General features: G+C 61.1%; 29 protein-coding genes and 3 pseudogenes. 8 read left to right on the forward strand and 24 right to left on the reverse strand.

Annotation, left to right across the window (positions count from 1 at the left end; genetic code table 11):
• Positions 1–144: 144 nt before the first annotated feature.
• The 6 genes from ILFOPFJJ_RS26590 to ILFOPFJJ_RS26615 are packed head-to-tail and all read right to left on the reverse strand — an operon-like array spanning position 145 to position 6,712.
• Positions 145–1,224 carry an ABC transporter ATP-binding protein gene (locus tag ILFOPFJJ_RS26590; protein ID WP_173513559.1) on the reverse strand — a complete coding sequence of 360 codons (1,080 nt, stop codon included), beginning with the start codon at positions 1,222–1,224 and terminating at the stop codon, positions 145–147.
• A 1-nt stretch (position 1,225) separates the two neighbouring features.
• Positions 1,226–2,422 carry a glycoside hydrolase family 172 protein gene (locus ILFOPFJJ_RS26595; RefSeq protein ID WP_173513560.1) on the reverse strand — a complete coding sequence of 399 codons (1,197 nt, stop codon included), beginning with the start codon at positions 2,420–2,422 and terminating at the stop codon, positions 1,226–1,228.
• A 31-nt stretch (positions 2,423–2,453) separates the two neighbouring features.
• A complete protein-coding gene (locus ILFOPFJJ_RS26600) occupies positions 2,454–3,302 on the reverse strand; it encodes a carbohydrate ABC transporter permease (protein ID WP_173513561.1) in 849 nt (282 codons plus the stop codon).
• The gene (locus tag ILFOPFJJ_RS26605; RefSeq protein WP_173513562.1) at positions 3,292–4,236 is read right to left on the reverse strand and encodes a carbohydrate ABC transporter permease; all 945 of its coding nucleotides are present in this window, start codon (positions 4,234–4,236) and stop codon (positions 3,292–3,294) included. Before ILFOPFJJ_RS26605 ends, ILFOPFJJ_RS26600 begins: the two co-directional genes overlap by 11 nt.
• A 56-nt stretch (positions 4,237–4,292) precedes the next feature.
• Positions 4,293–5,648 (reverse strand): ABC transporter substrate-binding protein, encoded by a 1,356-nt coding sequence (locus ILFOPFJJ_RS26610; protein ID WP_173513563.1) that lies wholly within the window; start codon positions 5,646–5,648, stop codon positions 4,293–4,295.
• 59 nt (positions 5,649–5,707) lie between these two features.
• Positions 5,708–6,712 carry a LacI family DNA-binding transcriptional regulator gene (locus ILFOPFJJ_RS26615; RefSeq protein ID WP_173513564.1) on the reverse strand — a complete coding sequence of 335 codons (1,005 nt, stop codon included), beginning with the start codon at positions 6,710–6,712 and terminating at the stop codon, positions 5,708–5,710.
• Positions 6,713–6,990: 278 nt separating this feature from the next.
• Between ILFOPFJJ_RS26615 and ILFOPFJJ_RS26620 the strand changes: the two are divergent.
• Positions 6,991–7,230: pseudogene (locus ILFOPFJJ_RS26620) on the forward strand (MscL family protein); the annotation flags it as partial.
• A gap of 70 nt (positions 7,231–7,300) precedes the next feature.
• On the opposite strand, the pseudogene ILFOPFJJ_RS26625 reads toward ILFOPFJJ_RS26620, so the two are convergent.
• The 6 genes and pseudogenes from ILFOPFJJ_RS26625 to ILFOPFJJ_RS26650 all read right to left on the reverse strand — a co-directional run.
• A pseudogene (locus tag ILFOPFJJ_RS26625) lies at positions 7,301–7,597 on the reverse strand (ABC transporter substrate-binding protein); the annotation flags it as partial.
• Positions 7,533–8,207 (reverse strand): hypothetical protein, encoded by a 675-nt coding sequence (locus ILFOPFJJ_RS26630; protein ID WP_246299793.1) that lies wholly within the window; start codon positions 8,205–8,207, stop codon positions 7,533–7,535. The gene ILFOPFJJ_RS26630 and the pseudogene ILFOPFJJ_RS26625, both read right to left, overlap by 65 nt.
• 95 nt (positions 8,208–8,302) lie before the next feature.
• Positions 8,303–8,575 (reverse strand): annotated as a pseudogene (locus ILFOPFJJ_RS26635) (recombinase family protein); the annotation flags it as partial.
• Positions 8,576–8,600: 25 nt separating this feature from the next.
• Positions 8,601–9,029 (reverse strand): type II toxin-antitoxin system VapC family toxin, encoded by a 429-nt coding sequence (locus ILFOPFJJ_RS26640; protein ID WP_173513565.1) that lies wholly within the window; start codon positions 9,027–9,029, stop codon positions 8,601–8,603.
• Positions 9,026–9,274, reverse strand: coding sequence for a FitA-like ribbon-helix-helix domain-containing protein (locus ILFOPFJJ_RS26645; protein WP_173513566.1), 249 nt, complete (start codon positions 9,272–9,274; stop codon positions 9,026–9,028). Before ILFOPFJJ_RS26645 ends, ILFOPFJJ_RS26640 begins: the two co-directional genes overlap by 4 nt.
• A gap of 86 nt (positions 9,275–9,360) precedes the next feature.
• Complete coding sequence (locus tag ILFOPFJJ_RS26650; protein ID WP_173513567.1) at positions 9,361–9,525, reverse strand: hypothetical protein; 165 nt, start codon at positions 9,523–9,525, stop codon at positions 9,361–9,363.
• 40 nt (positions 9,526–9,565) lie between these two features.
• Here ILFOPFJJ_RS26650 and ILFOPFJJ_RS26655 point away from each other — a divergent pair, with 40 nt between their 5' ends.
• A complete protein-coding gene (locus tag ILFOPFJJ_RS26655; RefSeq protein WP_173513608.1) occupies positions 9,566–9,820 on the forward strand; it encodes a type II toxin-antitoxin system Phd/YefM family antitoxin in 255 nt (84 codons plus the stop codon).
• Between the two features lie 63 nt (positions 9,821–9,883).
• Here the strand turns inward: ILFOPFJJ_RS26655 and ILFOPFJJ_RS26660 are convergent, their stop codons facing one another.
• Both ILFOPFJJ_RS26660 and ILFOPFJJ_RS26665 read right to left on the reverse strand, forming a co-directional pair.
• The gene (locus ILFOPFJJ_RS26660) at positions 9,884–10,270 is read right to left on the reverse strand and encodes a type II toxin-antitoxin system VapC family toxin (RefSeq protein ID WP_173513568.1); all 387 of its coding nucleotides are present in this window, start codon (positions 10,268–10,270) and stop codon (positions 9,884–9,886) included.
• Positions 10,270–10,524, reverse strand: coding sequence for a type II toxin-antitoxin system VapB family antitoxin (locus tag ILFOPFJJ_RS26665; RefSeq protein WP_173513569.1), 255 nt, complete (start codon positions 10,522–10,524; stop codon positions 10,270–10,272). The genes ILFOPFJJ_RS26660 and ILFOPFJJ_RS26665 overlap by 1 nt, the downstream gene beginning before the upstream one ends.
• Positions 10,525–10,729: 205 nt before the next feature.
• Between ILFOPFJJ_RS26665 and ILFOPFJJ_RS26670 the strand changes: the two genes are divergently transcribed.
• A complete protein-coding gene (locus ILFOPFJJ_RS26670) occupies positions 10,730–10,942 on the forward strand; it encodes a hypothetical protein (protein WP_246299794.1) in 213 nt (70 codons plus the stop codon).
• A 182-nt stretch (positions 10,943–11,124) separates the two neighbouring features.
• On the opposite strand, the gene ILFOPFJJ_RS26675 is transcribed toward ILFOPFJJ_RS26670, so the two are convergent.
• Entirely contained in the window at positions 11,125–11,328 is a 204-nt protein-coding gene (locus ILFOPFJJ_RS26675) for a hypothetical protein (RefSeq protein ID WP_173513570.1), read from the reverse strand.
• Positions 11,329–11,566: 238 nt separating this feature from the next.
• On the opposite strand from ILFOPFJJ_RS26675, the gene ILFOPFJJ_RS26680 reads away from it, so the two are divergent.
• Positions 11,567–11,755, forward strand: coding sequence for a hypothetical protein (locus ILFOPFJJ_RS26680; protein ID WP_173513571.1), 189 nt, complete (start codon positions 11,567–11,569; stop codon positions 11,753–11,755).
• A 340-nt stretch (positions 11,756–12,095) separates the two neighbouring features.
• Here the strand turns inward: ILFOPFJJ_RS26680 and ILFOPFJJ_RS26685 are convergent, their stop codons facing one another.
• From ILFOPFJJ_RS26685 to ILFOPFJJ_RS26715, 7 genes are all read right to left on the reverse strand, one after another.
• A complete protein-coding gene (locus ILFOPFJJ_RS26685) occupies positions 12,096–13,031 on the reverse strand; it encodes an MBL fold metallo-hydrolase (RefSeq protein WP_173513572.1) in 936 nt (311 codons plus the stop codon).
• Positions 13,028–13,828, reverse strand: coding sequence for an SDR family NAD(P)-dependent oxidoreductase (locus ILFOPFJJ_RS26690; protein ID WP_173513573.1), 801 nt, complete (start codon positions 13,826–13,828; stop codon positions 13,028–13,030). Before ILFOPFJJ_RS26690 ends, ILFOPFJJ_RS26685 begins: the two co-directional genes overlap by 4 nt.
• Positions 13,829–13,866: 38 nt before the next feature.
• Positions 13,867–14,328, reverse strand: a complete 462-nt coding sequence (locus tag ILFOPFJJ_RS26695; RefSeq protein WP_173513574.1) for a DUF4126 domain-containing protein — start codon at positions 14,326–14,328, stop codon at positions 13,867–13,869.
• A 102-nt stretch (positions 14,329–14,430) separates the two neighbouring features.
• Complete coding sequence (locus ILFOPFJJ_RS26700; protein ID WP_173513575.1) at positions 14,431–15,261, reverse strand: alpha/beta fold hydrolase; 831 nt, start codon at positions 15,259–15,261, stop codon at positions 14,431–14,433.
• Between the two features lie 362 nt (positions 15,262–15,623).
• Positions 15,624–16,178 (reverse strand): type 1 glutamine amidotransferase family protein, encoded by a 555-nt coding sequence (locus ILFOPFJJ_RS26705; RefSeq protein WP_173513576.1) that lies wholly within the window; start codon positions 16,176–16,178, stop codon positions 15,624–15,626.
• A gap of 88 nt (positions 16,179–16,266) precedes the next feature.
• Positions 16,267–19,059 (reverse strand): ATP-binding protein, encoded by a 2,793-nt coding sequence (locus ILFOPFJJ_RS26710; RefSeq protein WP_173513577.1) that lies wholly within the window; start codon positions 19,057–19,059, stop codon positions 16,267–16,269.
• Between the two features lie 250 nt (positions 19,060–19,309).
• Positions 19,310–20,260, reverse strand: coding sequence for a LysR family transcriptional regulator (locus ILFOPFJJ_RS26715; RefSeq protein ID WP_376741454.1), 951 nt, complete (start codon positions 20,258–20,260; stop codon positions 19,310–19,312).
• 48 nt (positions 20,261–20,308) lie between these two features.
• Between ILFOPFJJ_RS26715 and ILFOPFJJ_RS26720 the strand changes: the two genes are divergently transcribed.
• Both ILFOPFJJ_RS26720 and ILFOPFJJ_RS26725 read left to right on the forward strand, forming a co-directional pair.
• Positions 20,309–20,629: a nuclear transport factor 2 family protein gene (locus ILFOPFJJ_RS26720; RefSeq protein WP_173513579.1), complete on the forward strand. Its 321-nt coding sequence runs from the start codon at positions 20,309–20,311 to the stop codon at positions 20,627–20,629.
• On the forward strand, positions 20,629–21,408 hold the full coding sequence (locus ILFOPFJJ_RS26725) for an SDR family oxidoreductase (protein WP_173513580.1): 780 nt from the start codon (positions 20,629–20,631) through the stop codon (positions 21,406–21,408). The genes ILFOPFJJ_RS26720 and ILFOPFJJ_RS26725 overlap by 1 nt, the downstream gene beginning before the upstream one ends.
• A gap of 21 nt (positions 21,409–21,429) precedes the next feature.
• On the opposite strand, the gene ILFOPFJJ_RS26730 is transcribed toward ILFOPFJJ_RS26725, so the two are convergent.
• Entirely contained in the window at positions 21,430–21,897 is a 468-nt protein-coding gene (locus ILFOPFJJ_RS26730) for a MarR family winged helix-turn-helix transcriptional regulator (protein ID WP_173513581.1), read from the reverse strand.
• Between the two features lie 141 nt (positions 21,898–22,038).
• Between ILFOPFJJ_RS26730 and ILFOPFJJ_RS26735 the strand changes: the two genes are divergently transcribed.
• Positions 22,039–22,833, forward strand: coding sequence for an alpha/beta fold hydrolase (locus ILFOPFJJ_RS26735; RefSeq protein WP_173513582.1), 795 nt, complete (start codon positions 22,039–22,041; stop codon positions 22,831–22,833).
• A 195-nt stretch (positions 22,834–23,028) separates the two neighbouring features.
• Positions 23,029–24,660, forward strand: coding sequence for a GMC family oxidoreductase (locus ILFOPFJJ_RS26740; protein WP_173513583.1), 1,632 nt, complete (start codon positions 23,029–23,031; stop codon positions 24,658–24,660).
• Positions 24,661–24,872: 212 nt separating this feature from the next.
• On the opposite strand, the gene ILFOPFJJ_RS26745 is transcribed toward ILFOPFJJ_RS26740, so the two are convergent.
• Positions 24,873–25,805, reverse strand: a complete 933-nt coding sequence (locus ILFOPFJJ_RS26745; RefSeq protein WP_173513584.1) for a LysR family transcriptional regulator — start codon at positions 25,803–25,805, stop codon at positions 24,873–24,875.
• Between the last annotated feature and the right edge of the window lie 61 nt (positions 25,806–25,866).

Consider the following 25,866-nt stretch of genomic DNA (forward strand, 5'->3'; position numbering starts at 1 on the left):
GGGTTAGGGGCAAGCATGATCGGGTCATCCGCTGGCGGCCGATGGCGCGTCTTTCCGATCGACAATTCTCGGTCGAAAACAGCTCCAAATCAGGTGCAGCCTACCCGCCAAAAGCAGTGCATCCGCCCGACAATGGGAAGGGACTCACGCCTTCAGGGTGCCCTTCGTCGCGTCGCCGCTGCCTAGCCGCAGGGTGCTCTGACCGTCGAAGAAGTGGACATCGGCGGAAGCGAAGGCGAGGCCGATCTGGTCGCCGGGTGCGAGGCTGACGCGCTCGCGAAGCAACATCGCCAGCTGCGCTCCGCCGAGCTCCACCAGGAGGTGTGTTTCGTCGCCGGTCGGCTCCACGATCAACACCTTGGCGGCGGGGCCGGCGGCGCCGATTTGCAGCTTGTTGGGCCTTATTCCCGCGATCGCCGGTCCTCGATGGGCCAGATTGGCGGCGGGAATGACGATGCCGCCTGGAGCTCGGAATGTGCCGTCGACGACCTCGCCTTTGATGAAGTTCATCGAAGGACTGCCGATGAAGCTCGCCACGAAGAGATTGCGGGGATGATCGAAAAGCTCGAGCGGCGTCCCTATCTGCTCGACATTGCCGTCGCGCATCACGACGATGCGGTCGGCCATCGTCATGGCTTCGATCTGGTCATGCGTCACGTAGATGCTGGTGGTGCGCAGGCGCTGGTGCAGACCTTTAATCTCGGCACGCATCTGCACCCTGAGCTTTGCGTCGAGATTTGACAGGGGTTCGTCGAACAGGAAGACTTCCGGGCGGCGGACGATGGCCCGACCCATGGCGACGCGCTGGCGCTGGCCGCCCGAGAGCTGGCCGGGGTAACGTTCGAGCAGACCCTCCAGGCCAAGCATGGTAGCCGCTTCGCCTACCTTCTTCTTCTGCTCGTCCTTCGGGAGCCGGGCGAGGCGAAGTGCAAAGGCCATGTTCTCGGCAACAGTCATATGCGGGTAGAGCGCATAGTTCTGGAAGACCATCGATATGTTGCGGTCCTTCGGAGCGACCTCGTTGACGATATCTCCTCCGATCACGACCGCTCCGTCGGAGATTTCCTCAAGACCCGCGATCATGCGCAGAAGGGTGGACTTGCCGCAGCCCGAGGGGCCAACCAACGCCACGAACTCGCCGTCGGCGATCTCTGCCGAGACACCATGGACGACTTCCAGCGCACCATAGCGCTTGACCACATTCCTGATTTCGACGCTGGCCATTTCAGCCTCTCGCTTTCTTCATTGCCGCTTCCATGTTGTGGAATGGGCGGCGATAGGTCGGCACCCGGTCCGCGACATCCGGGAACTTGCCGAAGGGCTTATGCGGCTCCGCCTGGTACCAGAAGGCGACGGAGGAGATATCGTCGGCGCGGCGGTTGGCGTGACCATGTTCGATCGTCACCCGAATGCTCTTCTGGAAGATAGCGGGGTCTTCGATGTGCCAGCGGTAGAGCGTGACCGGCTCGGTCCAGTTGGGGCCGCCGGCCGCGATGATGCCGTGGTAGGGCGCGCTATAGTCCTGGGTCGGGCACCAGGCGGTGTTGAAATAGTCTTCCGTGCCCGTGCCGTGCAGGGTCGGCGGCCAGGCATCATTGGCGCCTGGTTCAGATTCTGGCCGCGGTTCGATCAACGCCGCTTTCGGACCGATGCGCGGGTCGGGCTTGCGAACCGTATCCGGCACCGACAACCCCTGCTCGCCGTCGATGAAGATCATGTCGTCGCCTTCGCCGTACCAATCCCAGACTTCGGACCGGCGCCGCGAATAGACGCTGTAGAGTACGCCAACGTAATGGCCGCGCCCTTCGGCTTCGAGGATCGTGTAATTCTGCCGACCGTCGACGTTCTCGCCGCCGAACAGGAACTGTTCGTTGGTCAGCCCGGCTTCGCTCATACCTGCCGGCCGTGCCTGGCGGTAGTGTGCGTGGAAACGGCCCATGTCCTCCTCGAGGACGTCGTGAAGCTCGAGGTCGATATAGTAGTAGAAGAGGAGGTCGTGTTCCGCCTCGTTGGTGACAGTGAACTTCATGTGCGAGCCGAAGGGCATCGGGAAGTAGCAGTTGAAGGCCTTGCCGTCCTCCGGGCTCGCCTGCATCGGCAGGCTGGCATAGTTGGCGGTGCGGGCGTGGCCCATGCCGAAGAGGTCGCCGATAGGCGCCTCGATGCTCGGCTCCGTCTCCCCGTCCCAGTAGGCCCTGAGAACGATCTTGCGGAGGAAATCCTCGCTCTCGCATGCGAGCGTCGCCCAGATATGGGTGACGATGCCGGCGCCTTCGTGTTCGCCGATCACCGCCGTGGTGCCGGGTTCGATGTGCAGCCTGTCGTCGTTGCCACCGGTGCGGTCATGGCTGGAGAAGCGGCGCGTTTTCGCGTTGCGCAGCTTCGCGAGACCGCGAAGGGGCGAGAGGCCGGCATTGGTCATTCGAATTGCTCCTGTGTAAATCGCTCGCAGCTCACTTGAGGCCGCTGGTCTTAAGGGAATCCATGATCTGCCTCTGGAAGATCACGAAGAGGATGAGGGTCGGGATGGCGACGATAGTGGAAGCGGCCATCATGTAGTTCCAAGACGCGGAATACTGGCTCTTGAAATTCGCAATGCCGAGCTGGACGACCCAGAGATTGGGGTCCGAGGTGATCGTGAGCGGCCACAGGAAGGAATTCCAGTTGGCCAGGAAGAACAGGATCGCTAGCGCCGACATGATGGGGCGGCTGAGCGGGAGGATGACGCTCCAGTAGATGCGCCAGTAACCCGCGCCGTCTATGCGCGCCGCCTCCTCGATCTCTTTCGGCAGCGACAGATAGTACTGTCTTAGAAGGAAGATGCCGAAGGCATTGAAAATCGCCGGGATGATCAGTCCCACGTATGAGTTGAGCATGCCCATCGCTTTTACGATGACGAAGAGCGGTACGATGATCACCGGCAGCGAGACGAGGAATGTCGAGAAGATCGACAGAAACAGTACCTCGCGGCCGGGAAATCTCAGTCGCGCCAGCGCATAGCCGGCCATGGTGTGGAAGAACAGCGCCACGATCGTGACCGTGGCCGACACGAGGAAGCTGTTGACCATGTAGCGGATGAACGGAACGCCGGTCAGCACATAGATGAAATTGTCGAGCGTCGGCGCCTGCGGGATGAGGTTCGAAGAGAACGACTCCGCCGCCGGCTTGAAGGCGATCGACACCATCCAGAGGAGCGGAAAGAGCGTCATGAAAGCGAGGATAGCCGTCACCACCATCCACAGACCTCGGACCAGCGTGACCTGCGAGCGGGAGAAATAGGGCAGGGGGCGCTTACTGCTCATGATTAAAACGTCCTCCGCGGGTCAGAGCAAAGAACACTGCCGTCACGAGCATGAGCGCCACGACCAGGATGGAGGCCATGGCAGCTGCGTAGCCGAAGGCGCCGAAACCGAAAGCCTGCTGATAGATGTAGACGATCAGCACCGACGTGGCGTTGGCAGGCCCGCCCTTGGTCATGACGTAGATGATGTCGAAGGCCTGTGCGCCCGCGACGGCCGCAACCATGGACACCATGACCACGAAAAAGCTCGTGGGTTTGAGAAGCGGCAGCGTAATGAACCAGAAGCGGGCGACAGGGCCGGCCCCGTCGATCATCGCCGCTTCGTAATATTGCCGGGGAATGTCCTGCAGACCGCCCAGGAAGATCAGCATGTAGAACCCCATCAGGAACCAGACGCTGACCAGGACGATGGTGATGAGCGCGAAGTTGGGATCGCCGAGGAAAGAGAAGCCGCCCATGTCGAGCGCGGCGGTCAGCCTGCTGATCACGCCGATCTTGTCGACCACCATGAATTGCCAAACGAGCGCGACGACCACGAGACTGACCATGTGCGGTGCAAAGAACATCGAACGCATGATGGCGTTGAAGCGGTCGGTGCGCTGCACGAGAAGGGCAAGGCCCAGCCCGCACACATAGAGCAGCGGGACCAGCATGATGGCGTAGAGAGCGGTGACCCTCGCTCCCTTCCAGAACAGCGGATCGTTCCACATGCGGAGGTAATTCTTTACGCCGACGAAGGAATAACCGCCGAAACCGTTTACCTCGAAGACGCTGAGCACGAGCGATAATGCCATCGGCACCCCGAGAAAGACGAGCAATCCCAATGCATCCGGCAACACGAAGAGGTAGCCCGCGATCCACTCGCGATGCTTGGCGGAAAGGCGGGTTCGGCCGGCGTGCCTGCGCCGCGCAGCCGTTTCGGCAATCGTTGTCATGACGTCATGTCCAGCTTGCTGAGGCGGCCGCATCATGTGCGGCCGCGGTTTGGCCGTCAAAGGATCGGTGCGCCTTGATAGCTCGAAAGAAACGCGTCGAGCTGCTGAGAGGCGGCCGTCGCCGTGGCTTGCGGATCGGCGCCGCCCAACTGGGTCTGCTGGATCGCATCGGAGATGATCTTGTAGACCTCCGGTGGAACGCGTGGCTCCGCACGGGTTCCGGGATGGATCTCTTCGGCGAATTTGCCGATCATACCTGTCGAGAAGGCCCCGCCGCCAGCCTTCAGCGCGCTGTTGCGCGGCGGCATGTCGGATTTGCCCTTGGTGCACCAGGTGGCGACCCGGTCGACAGAGCCCTGATTCATGGAGGCGAGGGCCCAGGCGCAGAATTCGCCCGCCGCGTCGGAGTTGCGGCCCTTGGCATTGGCGACGAATGCCCATCCGCCACCCACGGTCACATATTTGCCGTTCGGCGGCGTCGGCAGCCGGAAGACGCCATATGGGAAATCCTTGGCATTGCTCTGAAGCTGTGAAATGCCCCAGATGCCGACGTTCTGCATGGCCACATAGCCGGATGCAAGATTGGCGATGGTGTCATGTCCGCCCGCACCCATGATCTGTCTGGGCGCCGCGCCACTGTTGATCGCATCCTGCCAGAATTTGAGCGCTTGCACCGTTGCCGGTGAATCGAAGCTGCTCTTGCCGTCCGCCGTCTGGAATTCGCCGCCGCCCTGCCAGAGGAAGGGATACCAAGTGAAGTTCTGGTAATATCCGGGCTGGGTCTCGAACATCACCCCGAAGCGCTCGGGAGTCGTGAGCTTCTTGGCGACCTCCAGCAACTCCTCCCATGTCTTGGGAACGTCGTTCTCGTTGAGGCCGGCCTCCTCGAAGGCCTTGACGGAATAGTACATGGCCATCGGCTCGACTTCCATCGGGATGCCGAAGATCTTGCCGTCCACCATGCGGTTGGCGATGACGCTTTCGGGAAAGTCCGCCTTGGCCGCCTCGTCGATGAAGGGCGTCAGATCCTTGAGGACGCCGCCATTGTAGTAGCGCAGGAAGTCACCCGGCGAAATGATGAAGATGTCGGGCCCTTCGCCGGAGGCAAAGGCGGTGGCCAGTTTCGGGCCGCTGATATACTCGGAGTTCGGAATGAACTCGAGTTCGATCTTCTGCGGATGGCTGTCGTTCCAATCCGCGACCGTCTTCTCGAACCATTCGACCTGGCTCGCCACCGGTCCGCCGGGTGCGTAGAACTGCCAGAATTTCAGCGGCGTTTCCTGTGCCCGCACCGCCAGACGGTTGATGTAGGGAAATCCACCGAGGCCGACGACGCCGCCGGCTACCGCCGCACCGCCCTTAAGCAGGCCGCGGCGCGTCAGTCTCGGAAAAACCTTCTCTTTGTCACTCATTACTTCCTCCCGGTTTTGCTGGTAAACACCCCCGGCTCCTCTCCGGGGGCGGCTTCGTCTTACGCCGTATCGAAGGCGTGAAGGATGCAGGGGATCACCTCGGAGCGAGGCGGCCCGGAATACTCGCCCGACAGCCGTTCGAGCAGCATGGCGGTTGCTCGGTGGGCGAGCAGCGAAGGGGTGTTGCCGACACGCGCGATCCGCGGCCGCACATATTCGAGCTGTGGCTGATCACCGAAAACGGCAATCGCAACGTCGTCGGGAATGCGGACGCCGCGATCATGGAATTCAGCGATCGCTCCAGTCGCCATGAGATAATTGCCGAAAAAAATGACTGAAGGCAGGCGATCGCCTTGTGTCGCCAGCAACCAGTCTACGGCTTCCTGGCCCGACGGGCTAAGATAGGTGCCTTCGCGCCGCAACTCGGCGAGCGGTTCCACGCCGTGGTCGCGCAGTCCCTGTTCGAAACCCGCCGCCCTTGCCATGGCCTCGGCAAAGAAGGACGGGCCTGTGACATGGGCGATGCGCTTGTGGCCTTTCCTGGCGAGATAAGCGCCCATCTGATAGCCGCCGCCGAAATCGTCGATCTTGACGCTGTCGACGGCTGCATTTGGCAGATCGCCGATGAAGACGGTGGGAACGTCTATGCCGATCAATGTGTCGTGCATGCCATGCAGGGCAAAATCGCCGACGATCAACCCGTCAATCCGGCGGTTGCGTATGTGTCTCAGATATTGCTGGCTATGTTCCTGCGAGTGACCGCCGGGAACGTCGGTGTTGAAGATGAGAAGATCCAGCCCCGTCGCCTCGAGATCCGATTGCGCCGCTTTTACGAGTTCCGGATAGAACGGGTTGCGGATATCCGGGATCAGCATTGCCACCAGGTTGGTCCGCCCCGTGCGCAGGCTCTGTGCCTGGGGGTTCGGCACGTAACCTAACTCGGCTATTGCCGCTTCCACTCTCCGACGCATTTCGGCCGACACGCGGTCTGCATGATTCAACACATGAGAGACCGTGGTCAGAGATACGCCCGCTCGTTTCGCGACTTTGGCAATCGTTGTCATGGTTTCATTGCATAGACGATTACAAATCGTTTTGCAAATCGTTTTGCAAAACGATTTGCAACGCGCGAATACGAAGGCGAAGGCAGGCGGCCTGTCTTCCGGCAGAAGGTTATGGGCGCGTCATAAGGTGGATCCTTCATTTGGCGCCACGCATCGCGGATCGAGGCAGCTGACGAAGGTCACGATCAATCATGACGAAAGTCATATTCGCTTAACGTCGGCTTGCGCTTAACACAGAGACGGCGGCCTCGTTGGGCAGCTGCCAGCCGATGAAAATCGTCACGCCGCAGGATAATCCAGCGGCACGGGAGCAGGGCGCGGTCTCCGCTTACGGTAACTTCATCACCGTGCTCATCAACTTCCTGATCCTCGCCTGGATCATCTTCCTCATGGTCAAGGCCGTAAACCGCGTGCGTGCGTCGATCGAGAAGGAGAAAGCACCGGCACCTGCCGCACCGCCGCCGCAGGACATCCTGTTGCTGTCCGAAATCCGCGATCTCTTGAGGCGCCGGGCGTAAGCTTGGGGAAGGGGCGCAGGGGCGCCCCTCGTACCGTTCCCGCTTCGCGCGTGCGGGCTGGCGACGGTCGCTCGGTCGTCTGAAACACCTCCGAGGGCCGATGCATCACAAAAATGGAGGAGAAAGAGAGGGGCAGATTGGAGATCGCGCCATTCGTCTCGATGAGGACGGTAAGGGGATCGGGTGCCGAGACCGATTTGATGCCGCTCACATAGGAGCGAAAGCCGCCGCTTGGCAGATTGAGGAAGTTCCGGATGCGCTCGATCGTGTAGGCGACGTCATCCGCAGTGAACTCCGAACCGTCATGAAAGCGGAAGTTGTCGCGGAGCTTGAACTCCCACTGCGTGTCGGACAATGGCCGCCAGGAGGCCCCATCCGGTCAAATAGATTTCAGGGGTGAGCGAGTAGGTACCGCGAAAACCGGCCAAGCCGTCTACCCAGGTCGCGTCATCCGTTCTGGAAACCCCGTCGAGGAGACCGCTGCTGAAGGAGAGCTCGCTTTCGACGGACCAGACGCGCAGGCCGGCCGCGATATCGAGGCGCGCGGCGTTGTCTTCGTAGATCGCGTATCCGGCTCCGAGCAGGCCGGCAAAGATCTCGGACGAGAGTTCGACATCGTCGGCAAGGATGCCCCTGGGCGTACCGCTTTGGCCCGAGATCTTAGAATACATCACATCGGCGAAAATGCTGTACGGTGCGTACCGCGCCTCCCCGATCGCCATCGCGCCGAACTCGAGATGGTCGAAGATGTCGCTGAAGCTCGCATCGACATGAGTCTCCGGCAATCCGAACTGCGCGACGTCTCCCGACAGTCCCGTTGCCCAGAAATAGGGTGCGAAGGAAAACGTCCAGCCGGTGTCGGTGGTCCTCTCCTGAATCTCCGGCGTCATCGGCGAATAGATGTCTGCCGCCAGCGCATGATTGACGACAAACAAGCTGCCGGCGGAGGCCAGAGCTGGAAGGAGGCAAGGCTTCATGATTTCCCCCAAGTGTTCGTTGCTGCGACGATTACGGGGGTGGACACCTCGTTTGCGGCATCCAAATCGAGCCCTGAGCCTTATGAAGCAGGCGCTCAAGAGCGAACCAGCCCGAGGCGGCGCGCTTCGTCCAGCAGCGCCCTAACGGAAGACGGCTGCCACTTCCGGCCGCCACGTGGCGGCCGCTCATGCATCTGGTCCAATTGGACGGCAATGTCGCGCAACGACAGATCAGGATCGGCGATCGCAATTCCGGCAACGAGCCTCATCAGCTGATCCTCGGGCGGCCGGCGCGGCGAACGGGTAAGCAGTTCCGGTTCCGCGAGCTTTTCGCGCACCATCCGACGAACCGCCCGGCGCAACCGTTCGTTCCCTTCGATCGGCATCTCGACATCACGAGAGCTGGTGGTCCCAAGGATTGATGATGGCAACGCCGGCACCTTCGAAATCCGCGACATTGCGCGTCGCCAATGCCGCGCCGCGGGAACGGGCGATCGCGGCAATCTGTGCGTCGAACTGGCTGATAGGGCGGCCGGCTTTGCGCCGCTCCACGGCCAGCGTGGCATAGGCGTCTGCAGCTTCGCTGTCGAATGGCAAAATGCGCCCGGCAAGATCCTCGCGAAAGATCGGGACGATCGCCGCCTCGAGGTCGCGCCGGCGGCGTCCATCCGGTAGAAGCCGCAGTCCATAAAGGATCTCGGCTTCGGTGACGGTTGTGGTGAACACCGACGTCGGCGGCCGCTCGGCGAGCCATGCCTCGACAGCCGCGGACGGCGACGGTGTCAGCAATTCCGATAGCACGTTGGTGTCGAGGATGATCACGCGGAGAAGTCCGGCGCTTCGCGGATCGCCTCCCGTGCGGGGGTTTCGAGCGTGATGCCGCCGGTCGGTGCGATGCGGGCGCGAATGGCGGCGGTGAGATTGTCCGGTTGCCGTTCACTCGTCGACAGCGCCACGCGCAGGATATCGCGGGCCTCGGCTTCCATTGACCGTCCGTGTGCGGCGGCGCGCAGCCTGAGCCGCTGCTTGAGACTGTCATCGAGATTGCGGATCGTCATGCTAGCCATCGCAGGCGCCTCCGTTCATCATTGATTGCAATTTAGTCATTGATTGCAGATGTTGCAATGCTCGTCCGCTCGCCCGGCAAGAGCACTCAAGCGCCTAGCTTTGTCGCCTTCAGGGACTCGTCGTCGGTCAGAAGTACGGCGAGCTGGTCGCGGCGGTCGAAGGGCAGGATGGCGTCGAGCGCGTCGAGCTCTTCGGCACGGCGGTGCAACGCTTGGCTGTCTGAACCCGCCACTCTATGTTTGTTGACCACGGAACACAGTCTCCGATCATCCCGGAAAAGGAGCATGAAAATGACCTCGACCGCGACCGCCGCGGCGGTTTCCAAGAATTTCGGGGCCTACCAGGATGCCGCCGCGCGCGAGCCGGTGATCATCACCAAGAATGGCCGGCCACGCACTGTGCTCATCGCTTACGAGGACTATCTTAGGCTGTCGCGGCGCGACCGTCGCTTCGAGGCGATCGCGGAGCTCAGCGACGCCGATCTTGCCGCGGTCGAGCAGTCGGAAATGGAGCCGGGCCTCGATCATCTCAATGCCGAGCTCTGACCGCCAACCATGCTGCCAACTGAAATGCTTGCGGCGGCTTCTGGGGGTGCAACGGATGCAATCTCATGCCGCCTCGATGTCCGTGCGCGCGAAATCATCACCTTTAAAGAGCAGCGGTTCGTTGCGCGCCCTGGCCAACGCATAGGAGAAACAGTCCCCATAGTTCAGACCTGCCGGATGTCGGCCTTTGCCGTAGCTGCGCCAGGCTCGCCTTGCCACCGCGATCTGTTCCGCGTCGACGGCAACGATTTCGACACCCGCCTTGTAAAGCCACAGATCGAGCTCCGCGGCACCTGCCTCGCCAAGGCGCGCCTCGATGACGATGGCGAGTTCAAGGACTGTCGCGGCGGAGATGAAGCGCCGTGGAGCGTCGACGACTTTTTGTTCGTAGGTTTCTGCTTCCGGCTCGTTGAAGGCGATCGCGACGATGGCGGAGGTGTCGATGACCATCAGTTGGGGAGCCCGTTTTCGTCGTACCCCAAAATCTCGTCGGCGGAGCGGCTATCGAGCACCGGCAGCTTCGCCCAGCGTCTGCGGCTAGCGGCAAGCTCCTCGAGGAGAACATCGCGATTTCCCGCGTTTGCGAGGCGCCGCAGCCGTTCCTCCAGTGCCCGGCGGGTCGCCATGGTAATGGTTTCACCGGTTTTCTCGGCCAGTGCCTTTGCGAGGCGTTCCGTCTCTAGATCTTTAATGCTGAGCGCCATTTCTGGTTCCTTGGTTCCTAATTATCTATATTCTACCTCGTTCCGGCGTGGGCGCAAGCGCCTGGATGGCGTAGGACCGGCTCACGTTTGCGCGCGGAATCGCTCCGGTCGGCTGTGATTTGGGGCGAGCTTAGGCGATTTGCGACTCGAATCCATTACTATCGATACTTGATCCCTATCGATAGTGAGGTTGCCATGGATAGCCTTGACAAAGCTCGATGGGTACACGGAAAGCGAAACCGATCACGCCGACATGGAACGACAATGGCCTCAGTTGAAGGGTCAGTTCTTGATCGACCGTGACGGCATCGTCCGCTGGACCAATATCGAGTGCGCTGCCGAGGGCTTGACTGGAGTGGGGAAATTTCCTTCCGTCGATGAAACCCTTACCGCGGCACGGACCCTGCTGCATCCCTGAATGGCGGGACGGGTGGCCGAAGCCAGAGCACAACGCCGCCTCGAAGCCTCTTGCCGCTGACGTCGCCGGTTATTCGCGATCGGTTCGCGCCAATGAAGCGGGAGCGGCGTTCTGCGGGGGGCGAGACACCGCTCCGTGCTAGAGTCGCACAAGGGATGCGACGGTATTAAACGCGGACCCTCTCAATCGGTTCCTGAAGGCGGTTTTGTTTTCCCTGCCTCCCCAGCGTTATTTTCCTCATCATTCAACTGTTGCAGGAGATCGACGAACTTCAGTGGCAGCGGCTGGACTTGGAACACGGGCAGAGATCGGAGGAAATCGATGTTGCGGTCGGATGTCATTATCCGCCGGATACGCCTCGCCAAATTTGTGTGGCGCTTCGTCATATCGCCCGTCCAAAGGGATGAAACATCGTGGGTAGAGTATGGTTCCTCCAGAGCACGAAAAAGGCCAGGAATCCCCCCGTAGTGGAGGCGATTTACTGCCGTTCCTCATCACCATCGTGTAACCGCTGAAACCTTCTCCACCCGCCGCCCAACGACACGACTGTGATTGTTGACCGCCACATTTCCCCGGCTCTTTTGGTGCTATCTTGAGGCACGCTATCTCAGAGAGGATCAATCCATGTGGCTCGAACTGCACGACAGCAATGGACCGATTTTCATCAATATGGACACTGTTACGCACTTCCATCGGGTAGAGGGCAAGCGGCGCACCACTCTCGTCACCTTCGCGCCCAATAACGGGACCTGCGTGATGTTCCAGGTTAACGAGTCACCTGACGAGATCATGGACAAGATCAGCGAATATTAACGCAGATCGACCAGATCCGGCCGGCACGCGTGACCAAGGGTTGGGGGCGCCGTCCGATCGGGCTACTGAAGCCCCGTGTAGCGTTTTTTCGTCGTCTATGGCTCGATCGATCGCCTCGATGCTCATCTGAAATTCAATCACGCCGTTTGCAGTTGCCACGATCTCCAATCCTCGCATCTGATGGAATACCTTTTCCCACAGCCGTAATCGGCCAGCCTCGTGTCGAAACACAAAGCGTCGAGAATTCGCGTTTCAAGCGGTCGCAGCCTTTCACGGCTCCACTGATCTGTTTTCCGTACCAAGCGAAGCGAAGCGCAACTGCGTGGCGAGAGCGTCTGCCTCACGCTCTCACAAAACGATAAGCGTTGTCCTTACGCTCCGCGTATCCGACGCCCGGATAGCTCCAGTGGTAGCCGAGCATCTGGATCTTCTCGGACGCCGCGCGATCCAGGAGCCTTTTCCTGCTCTTGAGCGCGATCTGGGGATTCGTGTCGAAGCCGAAGTGCCAATCCGGGTGTGCGAAGAAGATGACGTCATTGGTGCATGCGTCTCCGGTGACCAGCAGATTGCCATCACCCGCCAGCTCAATGGAGACATGTCCCGGTGTGTGCCCCGGCGTATCCACGACCTGCATTCCGGGTACGATCTCTTGCCCCGGTTTCACGATAGTCAGCCTGTCCTTAACCGCGAATAGGTCTCGCTGCGCGCCGCGCGCGAAGTCGTGCAGGGCGGTTGGCGTATGCGTCTCGAAGGCCTTGTCGGTCCAGAAGCTCCATTCTGCCTCGCTGACGAAATACTCCGCATTGGGATAGAGAACCTTGCCGTCGGAGGTGGACGTCGCGCCCGAGTGATCGGGATGGGCATGGGTGAAGACGACCTTCGTTATGTCCACCGGTTTAATACCGAGGGTCTTGAGGTTGGCCGCCAATCTCCCGGCGCTTGCCTGGAAGTTCGTTCCTGAGCCGTTGTCGATCAGTATTAGGTCGCCTCCATGGCGGATGAGTGGAATATTGGCCTGCACAGGCGCGCCTTGCGCATCGCCGCCGAGCGTCTGAATTATGACCTGCCGCTCCTCGGGCGTGGCGTCCGGCAGGAGTATTTCGGCCGGCAGTGTAATGAAGCCATCACTGACGACGGTGATGTCGAACGCGCCGTGCTTGAACCGATGGAAATCGGAGGCGTACACCGCTGGCGGGAGCATGGCGGCCCCAGCCGCCGCGGCGGTGGCTGAGAGTAGGTCGCGACGCGTGAGAAGCACTGCTCTTGGATCGCTCATCTCGTCTCTCCTCCCGGCCGATATCGCGCAGCCGCATGTTTCAGTGAGAGGTGCGGCCCGAGGTCGCGTCTTGTCCTTTCATGCTGCTCCCAGAGCTCGCTGTCGGCGAGCGAGGGGATCGTCACCACCTCCCCACGATCGAAGCCAGCTAGGGCCGCGTCCACCATCTCGCCCGCATCCATCATCATGTCCGCGGGGATCACGCTGATGTCGATGCCGGCTCTGTCGAATATCTCGGTGCGCGTGAAGCCCGGAAGCACGGCTTGCATTCGGACACCGTGCGGCTCGAGTTCTGCGGACAACGCCTGCGTCAGAGCGAGAACGAACGCCTTTGTCGCAACATAGGTCGCGTTGAAACGCTCGGGCATCAGCGCCACCGCGGAAGCTATGTTTATGATCGCTCCGTTGCGGCGGCGCGCAAAGGCGTTCGCCGCCGTCGCGTTGAGGGAATGCAGGACGTCGACATTGAGCTGGACCATCTTGCTGAGACCGTTAGGGTCCGATGCCAGCAAAGGGCCGTTCGGGCCGATGCCGGCACAGTTCACAAGCAGGGATATCCCGGCGTCCGTCCGAAGCTTCGCCACTACCCGTTCCAGATCGGCCGCGCTGGTGAGGTCTGCGATCAGAGGAGTGACGACCGCGCCGTGCTCGCCCGACAGGCGGTTGGCCAGTGATTTCAGGCGGTCGAAGTCACGGGCGACGAGAATGAGATCGTGACCCCGGCGCGCCAGGCGTTCGGCGTAAACCGCGCCGATGCCGGAGGAGGCTCCGGTGATAAGTGCTGTTCCTTGTGTCATTTTGCTTTCCTATTCGCCTTGAGTAACGTTGAGAGCGGTCATGGCACGGACGCCACGATGAGGAGAGCGCCGCCGATCGCTACGGCATCTTCGATGAGGGCAGCCGGAGTGTCGCGTCGGAACGCTGCGGCGAGTTTGCCTCGGGCGGCAGCGCCCCCAAGCGTCCCGGCAACCGCACCGAAGGTGCCAGCGAGTACGCCTCCGACGATCGAACCCCCGGCCGCGCCTACGGTGGCCCCGGCGAGCGCCCCCATGAGAATGCGAGCGCCGAATTGCATCGGCACTTTGCGGGACGGGGTGTTCGGGAGCTGGTCGGTCACGAGCTCGACGAGCGCCAGCGCCGTGAAAATCCAGGGCGTCCACCTGTAGCCCATGAAGGCGAGCGGCGTCCCGGAGACATCGAACCAGCCGAGGTGGGCCGCCCAGGCGACGGCCGCCGGGGCTGTCATTGCACGGAGGCCCGCGATGATGCCGATGAGCAGTGCAAGGACAGTTGTCACTCGTATTCCCCTCTCTCGATGCGTCTTTGTTGCCCTGTGGCCCAAACGGGAGCCGCACCGAAGCAATAGTCGGGGTGCGGCTCGCCTCGCCAAGGTAGTGGATCAGTCGCGGATGAAGTCCAGGAGGTCGGCGTTGATGATCTCTGGGTGGGTGGTGCACATGCCGTGAGGCAGGCCTTCGTAGGTCTTGAGCGTGCCGTTTTTCAGGAGCTTGACCGAAAGCGGAGCGGAGTCGGCATAAGGGACGATCTGGTCATCGTCGCCGTGCATGACCAGCGTCGGCACCGTAATCCGCTCGAGGTCTTCGGTGAAGTCCGTCTCGGAGAAGGCTTTGATGCAGTCGTAATGCGCCTTCGCGCCACCCATCATGCCTTGCCGCCACCAGTTGTCGATGACGCCCTGGCTGACCTTTGCGCCGGGCCGGTTGAAGCCGTAGAACGGCCCGGCAGGAACGTCGAGAAAGAACTGGGCGCGGTTGGCGACGAGCGCAGAGCGGAAGCCGTCGAAAACCTCGATCGGCAGGCCGCCGGGGTTTTTGTCCGACTTCACCATGACCGGCGGAACCGCGCCGATCAGCACGGCTTTCGACACGCGGCCAGACTTCGCCCGCGCAACATAATGCGCGACCTCGCCGCCGCCCGTCGAGTGGCCGACATGGACCGCGTCCCTGAGATCAAGCGCATCCGTCAGCGCCGCGACATCGGCCGCATAGGTGTCCATCTCGTTGCCGGACCAGGTCTGCGTGGAGCGGCCGTGGCCGCGGCGGTCGTGCGCGATGACGCGATAGCCCTTGTCCAGGAAGAACATCATCTGGGCGTCCCAGTCGTCGGCGCTCAGCGGCCACCCGTGATGGAAGACGATGGGCTGGGCGTCGCGTGGTCCCCAGTCCTTGTAGAAGATTTCCGTTCCGTCCTCGGTCTTGATGAACGACATGATTTGAATCTCCTTTGTAGATGGAGCCGCTCTCGCGGCGGTGAGTGAGCTATTGGGAAGAGCCATCGCGGCGAGCGCGACGCCTCCCGCCAGGAGAACATCCCGTCGCGTGGTTTGCGCCGTGAGTGAAATGGTCCGCTCATTCATGGCTGCGTCCTTTCGTTCCGCGCCTCTTCGACGGGAACAACGTGATGCAGCTTCACCCTCAAGACGAGTTAAGCGTCGTAAATCGGTGCAAATTGGAGCTGAGAAGACCCGCCGTTGCAAAACCTCGCAGCCGTCATCATGCTCGGCCTCGGACGTCGCTGTTGGAGCGGGAGAGCTGGGCTGTGGCTCGTGCGTGGCACGAAAAAAGAGGTAGTTCAGGCCGATCTCGCCATGAGTTCCCTGCGCTCGACCACTACCTTCACGAGCGCGTGCGCCGCCAGAACGGGCGACTGATCGCTGTCCCCGATAATGAGAAGGCCCGGTCCTGCGCCTTCAGGAGCGATGTCCAGTTGCTGGCCGGGGATGATCGCCACGGGCTTTCCGTCTTCCAGAAATGTTTTGATCAAGGGACCTGGACCGCGACTGTGCGTCTCCCAGACGGAGCCGGAAAAGCCGACGCAGAATGCGGCATCGAAGTCGTCAGCGACGATCTGCTCTAGGCTGAGCGTGTCGGCCAAATCGTCCCGCGCTTCCCGGTCAGACAGGAAACGCTGAACAAACGGCTCCTGGTTGGAAGAACCATGCCTAGTCTGGCCGACAAAAGCCGGGAAGCCGCCGAAAGGCGTCGCCAAGGCGACCTCGGCGGGGACTTCTTTGAACAGGTAATAAGGAGGGGCGACCTGTGGTAACCGAACTCCGCTGTCGAAAATCCCATCGCTGTCCTCGACCGCGAGGATGATGAGAAACCGAATGGGTGCATGACCGTCCATTGGCACTCTCCTCTTCCGTCGATCATGCACCGGCTGCGGAATACCGCCGAGTTGAAAGTTGTAAATCCATGTAAATGGACAGTCTTTTTCAAGTCGATATGGCCGGGGAAGCGCCGTCCTGAGATGACGAAAGAGGAGGGGAGGTGCGGAGGTGAGTCTCGTTGCGCGCTTTGACCTGGACAACGTCGGAGAGGCGATGGAGAACCAGGTCGCTGGCGATTCGACGTTCCCAGCCTGCCGCATTGTCCTGCCTGGCGGCTTCGAGGGCGGCTTGAAGACGCGCCAATGCCAGCGAGGAGGCATCAGAAGTTTGCTCTTCCAGGACGATGAGACCTCCGACGCGGTGAAGTTCGGGGAGGCACCACCGCTCTCCGGACAAAGCGCAGTGTGCAAGGGCGGCGTCGATGATCTGGAGCGCCTCGTCGTAGAGGCGTAATCGGGCGAGAGCCTGCGCCTGCACCGCCTGGAACATCGTCTGGAACAGCGTGAAGCCGGACTCCCGCAACACATACATGCTCCGGCGTATTTGACGGAGACAGTCGTCATAGCGCCCGGCTCGCAGATGAAGCTCCGCCTCGAAGCAGTCGGCGTAGGCGTGCCAGACGTCGAGGGACAGCGCCTTCGTGTGATCGCGTAGCAAGCGGATGTATTCCGCAGCCAATTCGTCCCGTCCCGCGAGCAACGCGAGAGGGCAAGCCGCCTCGGCCAGGACGTTGCTGAGCGAAAGATGGTGACGTATGTCGACGGCGTAGCGGACGGTCTCTTCCACCTCACGGAGTGCGGTATCCTCGTCGCCGAGAACCCAGAGGCAGCGAGCCAGAATAATCCTCGCGGTCACCCTCTGATCGAACTGGAACCGAACAGAGTGCCGCCCGCGAGGCACGTGCTCGTATTCGACAAGCATTTGCTGTAGCTGGTCCCGCGCCTCCTCGTGCCGACCGAGCCAATGCAGTGTCGCGCCGCGCATCCGCTTTCCAATGATTGCGTCAGCCGGATCTGAGGAGCGGGGGGCAAGCGCCGCAAACCGCTCGGTGAGTTGGAGACCCGAGCGCGGCTCCGCGCGGTTTATCGCGTCGACCCAGAGCGCCCAAAACGCACGAAGCTGGTGATCGACATCGCCAAGTTTTTCGGCAATTCCCAGAGCCGTCGTCCAGGCCGAGGTGCCATGTTCGCGGGCATCGGTGGATCGCATCTGCGGCCAGCCGAGGGCGGCATAGAGCTTCATCCTGCTTCGTTCGTCGAGATCGGGACGCGAATCCAGGTAGTTGATTGCAAGGGTTACCGCTGCCAGGCATTCGTCTAGCAACGACAGCCGGAAGAACAGGGGCAGGGCGGCGACCGTGAGGCGCACGCCGAGCAGCACGTTGCCAGCCGCCCCGAAGGCCCAGTCGAGGGCGGCGCGGAGACCAGGCACCTGCTGGGCGAAGTCCTGAGACCATTCGTTGGCCGACGCCGAGTACAATTCCTCTTCCGCAGCCTCGAGGAGGCAGCTTAGATAGGTCGCGAACCTCGCCATTGCGGTATGGGCGTCGCCGGATTCCAGGAGTCTCTCTCCCGCATAGAGGCGCGTCGTGTCCAGAAGCCGGTAGAACGGCGTATCGAAAGGCGTTTCTGCGACGAGGAGGGATTTGGCGACGAGGGCGGCGATAAGCTCCGCAGCCTCCGGGTCCGAGAGGACGGCGCTTGCGGCCTCGAGCGTGAAGCGCCCGCGGAAGACGGATAGCTCTCTTAGAGCTTGCTGCTCCTGTGGCAGCAGGAGGAGATAACTCCAGTCCATTGTGGCGCGGAGCGTCTGGTGGCGCGGTAGGGCGGTTCGCCGCCCTCTTGTAAGCACCTTGAAGCAGTCGGTCAGGGAACGGGAAAGCGCATGGACGCCGATCGCCTCGAGACGGCCGGCGGCGAGTTCGATGGCCAAGGCAATGCCATCCAGCCTCGTGCAGATAGCGACGGCATGCGGCGCGTCTTCATCGGTCAGCTCGTAACCACCGAGGCAGGCGTCCGCCCGCTCGACGAACAACTGGACGGCGGGCGATTTCAACGCGATCTCCGCAGTGGCTGCGGGCGACGGCAGATCGAGGGGCGGCAGACGATGGACGCGTTCCCCCTCGGCGCGCAGCGGCTCGCGGCTGGTGGCGAGGATACGCAGGTTTGTCGTGTCCGATAGAAGGTTCTCCGCGAATTCGGCGGCGCTGGCCACGAGATGTTCGCAACTGTCCATCACCAGCAGCATGTTGCGTGATTGCAGGATAGAGGCGATTTCGCGCATGAGGTCGTCGGTTCTGGCGAGGATGCCCAGTGTGGAGGCGACGACGGTCGGGATCAGGCTGCCGTTCCCAAGCTCCGACAGGTCGATCCAGAGGACCTCGTTGTCGCTCGCGGCTCTCGATACTACCGCTCTGGCGACGGTGGACTTCCCCATTCCTCCGGGGCCGGCGACGGTCACCAGGCGTCCCTTGCTAAGCTGGTCGGAGATCGCCGCGATAGCGGGCTCGCGTCCGAAGATTCGGAGCTCGTGACGCTCGGGCCGAAGCTTGTGAGGCACTGTCGCGGAAACGGCCGTCGGGCCGCGGCGCTCCACTGGGGCGATAAAGGTGTACCCACGGCCCGGTACGTTTGCGATGAATCGCGGCTCGCGCTGTGTGTCCCCTAACGCTTTCCTCAGTGCGGAGACGTGCACGCGGAGATTGGCCTCATCCACAAAAGTGTGCGGCCAGACCTGCCTGACAATCTCCGCGTTGGTCTTCAGCTCGCCGGGATGAGAGAGAAGAAACAGGAGGATATCGAGGGCGCGGCTTCCCAGCGGAACCACGCTCCCGTTCCGCGACAGGCTGCGCCTGGCGGGCACTATCGAGAACGGACCGAAATGGAATGCCTCTTCCACGTTAGTGTCCCTCTGCGAGAACGTGCAGGTTGAGCCCAGCGCGGCGGAGATGTCAAATGGCAAATGCCGGTCCAACGGTTTCCTCGCCATCGAGAACTTGCCGGATTCAAGAGGCTGCCTCTCAGGTTCCCCCGCTACCGCCGTTGCCGAAGTTGCGCGATCTTCGAAGCCATCAGCGCTACCAGTCAAGTTCCCGGAGGGGAACGCAAGTCGTCGAGAGCGGCAGCGCTGTTCAGGATCGTCAAAGGTGTTACACCGCAGGCCGCTTGGAAAGCTCACGGGCCAGATCGAGAAGCGCTCTCACGCCAGCCGATAGATTGCGGCGTCCGGGATAGTACAGGCAAAGCCCCGGATACGGCGGCGTCCAGTCTTCGAGGACACGGACAAGGCGCCCCGCCTTGATGTCCGGGAGAACTTCCTGTTCCATGGTGTAGCCTACGCCGGTACTTTCAAGCACCGCAGTCCTCACGATGCTGGCCTCATCGAGTGTGATTGGCCCCCGCACCTCGATTTGCAATGGTTCGCCGTCTTTTTCAAACCGCCATCGAAACAAGGAGCCGTCAGGCAGCCGAACGCGAATGCATCTGTGATTGAGAAGATCCGGAGGAACGATGGGCCTGCTATGCTGCTCGAAGTACTTAGGAGAACCGACCACGGCGTGTCGCTGAGGCCGGCCGAGCGACACGGCAATCATGTCGCTGGGAACGAGACCTGCAACCCTGACGCCGAGATCGAACCCCTCCTCGACAATGTCGACCAGTTTTCCTTCGGTGACGATATCGACATGCATGTCGGGATAACGGCGCAGGAACTCGAGCACGAGCGGTGAGATGATGGCGCGCGCCGCGAAGGGCGCCGCGTTGATCCGTATTGTTCCGGAAGGTGTCTCGCGTTGCGAGCGCACCGAATCCAGAGCGGCATAGAGATCCTGGAGCGAAGGCGCGACCTGCTGCACAAAGAGCCTGCCTGCATCCGTCAGCGACACGCTCCGAGTGGTGCGGTTGAACAATCGCACGCCCAACCCTGCCTCGAGCCTGCCTATTGTGTGGCTCAGCGCGGTCGTGGACATGCCGAGATCGATGGCCGCTGCGCGGAATGTCCCGCGCCGGGCAATTGCGATAACCGCTTCAAGTTCCTTCAGGTTTGCTTCCATTGTCCCGATCTGTTCAAGTCCGTATGCCGTTTTATCCCACTTATCTATGTAATGGTCGAGCGCTAATTAGTGGGTCAGCTCACGAGGAGAAACACGATGGATATGCCCGGTATTGTGAACATGTACTTCGACGCCGACAGCCGCAACGACGCGGATGCGCTGTCGGAAACCTTTGCGCCCGAAGCCGTCGTCGAAGACGAAGGCGCTCGCCATCAAGGCGTCGTCGCAATCCTCAAATGGTGGGTGGCTGCGAAGCAGGCGGCTCAGTACGTTGCTGAACCTTTGGAATCCACGGGAGACGGCGACAAAGCACTCGTCCGAGCCAAGGTGAGTGGTCAGTTTCCGGGGAGCCCGGTGACGCTCACCTACTCCTTTACCATTAAAGACGGCAAGATCGTCAGGCTGGAGATCCGGTGATGACCGAATTTCTCAACCTGAGAGGTAAACGAGCCCTCATTACGGCTGGAACGAAGGGTGCCGGCGCTGCGACCGTCAGCCTGTTTCGGGAACTCGGGGCGCAAGTGCTGACGACAGCGCGGGCGCGTCCAGAAGGCCTGCCGGAAGAACTGTTCGTCGAAGCGGACCTGACCACCGAGGAAGGGTGTGCAATCGTCGCCGAGGCGACGCGTCAACGCCTCGGTGGCGTCGATGTCATCGTCCATATGTTGGGTGGCTCGTCAGCGGCCGGGGGCGGCTTTTCGGCGCTATCCGATGATGACTGGTACAAGGAGCTGTCGCTCAACCTCTTCGCGGCTGTTCGACTGGACCGGCAACTGGTTCCGGACATGGTCGCCCGGGGAAGCGGCGTCGTCGTGCATGTCACATCCATCCAGAGAGTACTGCCGCTTCCGGAATCGACGACCGCCTATGCTGCAGCCAAGGCTGCGCTTTCGACCTATAGCAAGGCGATGTCGAAGGAAGTTTCGCCCAATGGCGTCCGGGTCGTCCGGGTGTCGCCGGGCTGGATCGAAACGGAAGCCGCGGTCCGCCTCGCCGAGCGTCTGGCGAGGCAGGCCGGAACGGACCTTGAGGGCGGCAAAAAGATCATCATGGACGGACTGGGCGGCATTCCGCTGGGGCGCCCGGCGAAACCGGAAGAGGTCGCAAACCTGATCGCATTCCTCGCCTCGGATCGCGCCGCTTCGATCACCGGTACCGAGTACACGATCGATGGGGGTACGGTGCCCACAGCGTAGGCGCCGGCATGCACCTGCAAATCAGGCGGGCGCGTCCCAGCCGCCGATCTGGGAATAGATCGCGTTGCGGAGATGACGCACGTCGCGGTTCAGAGCGGCTAACTCCTGCGGCATCCGGGTCGAGGCTGCAAGCAAGGTGTCGCTGAGACAGCCCGCCTTGTGCTGCAATGCGCGGCCTTCTTCGGTCAACGCGATCACCACCTGCCGCTCGTTGCTCAGGTTTCGGGTCCTGCGCAGCAAGCCGGATGTCTCGAGGCGCTTCAAGAGCGGAGTCAGCGTGCTGGATTCCAGGGCAAGGGCGTGGGCAATGGCGCCCACCGTTTGCCCATCTTCGCTCCACAACACGTTGAGCACGAGATACTGCGGGTAAGTCAGGCCCATCTCGTCGAGGAGGGGCTTGTAGGCGCGCTGGATGGCGATGCCGGCAGTGTAGATTGCGTAGCACAATTGGTCGTGCAAGGGCGGTGGATCGTTGTGGCGTTTGGTCATTGGGAACTCCTGTACGCATCCATATAGCTAATGATACCGCAAAAATAAATATCGCGATAAGAAACATCTTGACCCGCAAACCGATATGAGGCAGCTTACATAGATATCGCGATAATTGTTATCGCAATCAAAGAGAGAGCCATGGCGAACCAAACCGCAACAACCGTTACCGTTACCGTTATCGCAGCCGCATTGTCTGGCGCACTGCCGGCAAACGCCGCCGATCCCATCCCTGCACGTCAGGCTGTGAAGAACGTTGTGCTTGTGCATGGCGCCTTCGCCGACGGCTCAGGCTGGAAAGGTGTCTACGACAATTTGACCAAGCGCGGTTACCGCGTCACTATCGTGCAGAACCCGTTGACCTCTCTCGAAGACGACGTTGCCGCCACCAGACGTGCGCTTGAGCGGCAGGATGGCCCGGCTATTCTCGTCGGACATTCTTGGGGCGGAACGGTCATCACGGAAGCTGGCATCGATACGAAGGTTGTAGGCCTCGTCTATGTCTCTGCTCTCTCCCCGGATGCCGGCGAGACGACGGCCCAGCAATACGAAGGATTTGCTCCCGCATCGGAATTCGTCATCGAAACCACGAAGGACGGTTTTGGATATGTCAGCCCGGAAAAGTTCAAGGCTGGTTTCGCTCATGACGTCAGCGACGCCGATGTTGCGCTAATGAGGGATTCCCAGGTCCCGATCAACATGTCAGCGTTCGGCACGAAGCTCAAAAAAGCCGCCTGGCGCACCAAGCCCAGCTGGGCTGTGATAGCTACCGAGGACAAGGCATTCGACCAGGCCATGCTGATCCACATGGCCGAACGCATAAATGCGAAGATCACAAAGGTGCCGGCAAGCCACGCCCTGTTCGTGACGCAGCCGAAGGTCGTCGCGGATACCATTGATCAGGCCGCCAAGGCCGTCTCGGCGAAGAAGCAATGACGGGCGTAGCGTCATCCGGTCAATCCGCAATGCACCGATGACGCCGAGCAAGGCATGTCGAACCAGGCGCGGTGGGACCAAAGAGAGCACGTAAAAGGCCGCACGAACTCTCACTGAGGTTCTTTGTGCGCCTTCGCTCCTGGGATCCCCAGCACTTTTGCAATTTTTCCTCATTCCATTCACAGAGGTAGTCACGTGAAGCTGAATACTGATTACAAAAACGCACCGGAAAATCCGGCCATTCCGCAGCGCGGGGTCGGCGATGTTTTCGACTTCATCGTTTGCGGCGCGGGGTCCAGCGGCTCCGTTGTTGCAGCGAGACTAGCAGAGGATGGGAACGCGAGCGTTCTGCTGCTCGAGGCCGGCGGAGATGATGCGGCCGAAACCGTTACGAACCCTGGGCAGTGGCCGCTCAATCTCGGCTCAAGCCGGGACTGGAGTTTTGTCGGACAACCGGCACCTGGCCTAAATGGTCGATGCCTTCCTCTCAGCATGGGCAAGGGGCTTGGCGGCGGTTCGAGCATCAATGTCATGGTGTGGGCCAGAGGACACAAGGGAGATTGGGACCACTTTGCGGCTGAAGCCGGGGATGACGCGTGGGGCTATCAGTCGATCCTTGGCTATTATCGCCGGATCGAAGATTGGCGCGGCGCTCCGGACCCAACTCGTCGCGGGGTGGGAGGACCGGCATACGTAGCGCAGCCACAGTCCCCCCAGCCGGTCGCCGAGGCCTTGTTGAATGCGGCATCCGCCATAGGCATTCCCGTCTACGCTACCCCGAACGGTGAAATGATGGAGGGCCCCGGAGGCGCATCGATCGCTGAACTGCGGATCCGGGATGGCAAGCGGGAATCCGTATTCGGATCCTATGTTCGTCCGCTCATGTCGCGGCCAAACCTTACGGTACTAACCGACGCCCTGGTAACGCGCCTCATCTTCGACGGCCAGCGTGTGATCGGGACCGAGATTCTTGTCGATGGCCAGCGGCGTCAATTCTCGGCGCGTTGCGAGACGATTCTGTCACTTGGGGCGATCAATACGCCGAAAGTCCTGCTGCAGTCGGGAATAGGCCCGGAAGAGGAACTGCAATTACACGGCATCCCCGTCGTGCAGCACCTTCCTGGCGTTGGTCGCAATCATCAGGATCATCTTGCATTCGGCTGCACCTGGGCATATCGAAAACCGGAAGGCGTCGGTGGTGGCGGCTGCGAAGCAAAGCTCTACTGGAAGAGCGCCTCCCACCTCGGGCAACCCGACATACTTCAGTGCCAGTTGGAGTTCGCCGTCCCTTCACCGATCGAGACGGGTCTCGAACCGCCGGAACATGGCTGGACGATGTTTACCGGTCTCGCCCAGCCCAAAAGCCGAGGTCGGCTGCGGCTCTCCGGCCCGAATACAAATGACCCTATCCTGATCCAGCCAAATTCTCTCAGCGAGCCGGAAGACATGGCTGCCGCCTTGGCCGCGGTGGAATTGGGCCGCGAACTCGGAAATAGCGACGCCTTCACGCCCTTGGTGATAGGCGAGACGGCCCCGGGTGTGCGCGACAGATCAGGGATGATAGACTTCATCCGGCGTTCGGCCGTCACGTATTGGCATCAATCCTGCACGGCCAAGATGGGACGAGACAGCATGTCGGTGGTTGACAACGAGCTCAGGGTGTACGGTATCGACGGCCTTCGCATCGCAGACTCCTCGATCATGCCGCGTATCACCACCGGCAACACGATGGCGCCTTGCGTTGTCATCGGAGAGCGGGCAGCCGATCTGATCCGGAAGATGCATAGTCTTACGGACTTGAGCGGCGGCCTCGCTCGATCCATCTGAGGAGGTTTATGAAGACTCGGCGGCCAGCATACGTGCGCCGCCGAGCTTTTGCGCACGACGGGCCGACTGTTCTTATCGGTTCAAGGCGGACATCCGTGATTATCGTGAGGGTGGACCTTTGCGGAAAGTTTCTGTTTGGCGCAAAAGCGCGCAACGGAGTTGAGCACCATCTCGGACGTTTTTCAGTGCGGCTGCGGATGCGAGGGGAGGCCTCAGGCTTTATCGAGTTGTACGTTGGATAGTTGCAGCCAAGGCGGGTTGTCGGCGTACATCTCGCGAATGAGGTGCTTGATCTCTTCGATCCTCCCTTTTGCATCGTCGCGCCGGAAGCTCATGATGATCGGCGACGTGGCCTTCTCATCTTTTATGACGCGGTAACATACGTCGTCGGGTCTTTGCCGCTGCGAGGCTGTGGGAATGATGCACAAGCTCATTCCGGCCGCTACGATGCCCAGCGCGGTCTGGATTTCACGGACCTCTTCCACGCTACCAGGAGAAATGCCTTGCTCGCTCAACATGTTGAGGACCTCGTCGGCAAAGCTCGGACGCGGAACGGACGGATAGACGACCAGTGGTTCCCCCTCGAGTTCGGCAAGGGCGATCGGTTCGGTGGAAACCGATTTCGGATGCCCCTTGGGGAAAGCGACGACCAGTCGTTCCTCCCGGAGCGTCAGCCTCTCGATCTCTCTATCATTGAAGCGGACCCTGCCGAAGCCGACATCGATCCGCCTCTCCTTGAGAGCGGTCACCTGCTCGGTCGACATCATTTCCCGGATCTCGATGTCAAGATCCGGCCAGCGCTCGCGCATTCGGCGGACGAGGTCCGGGATGCCGCCATAAAGGGTCGAGCCGACGCAGCCGATGACGTAACGCTCCCGTCGAGATAAGCCGATCTTGCGCGTCTGCTCGCGCATGTGTTCGGTGCGAGCGATGATCTGTCCGGCCTGCTCGTAAAAGAAGCGGCCAGCCTCCGTCAAATCGAGAGGACGGTTCGACCGGTCGATAAGCAGAACGCCGAGCTCGTCTTCCAATTGCTGGATCTGCCGGCTGAGGGGCGGCTGGGCAATATGCAGAATCTCCGCAGCACGCGAGAAGTTCCGCTCGCGCGCGACGGCGAGAAAATAACGCAGCTGCCTCAGCTCCACGATTATACCTTTCAGGTATCAAATCCAACTTTTATAGTTTTGGACGGATTTCAAAGTGGAC

The sequence above is a fragment of the Sinorhizobium psoraleae genome (assembly GCF_013283645.1).
Lineage (GTDB): Bacteria > Pseudomonadota > Alphaproteobacteria > Rhizobiales > Rhizobiaceae > Sinorhizobium > Sinorhizobium psoraleae.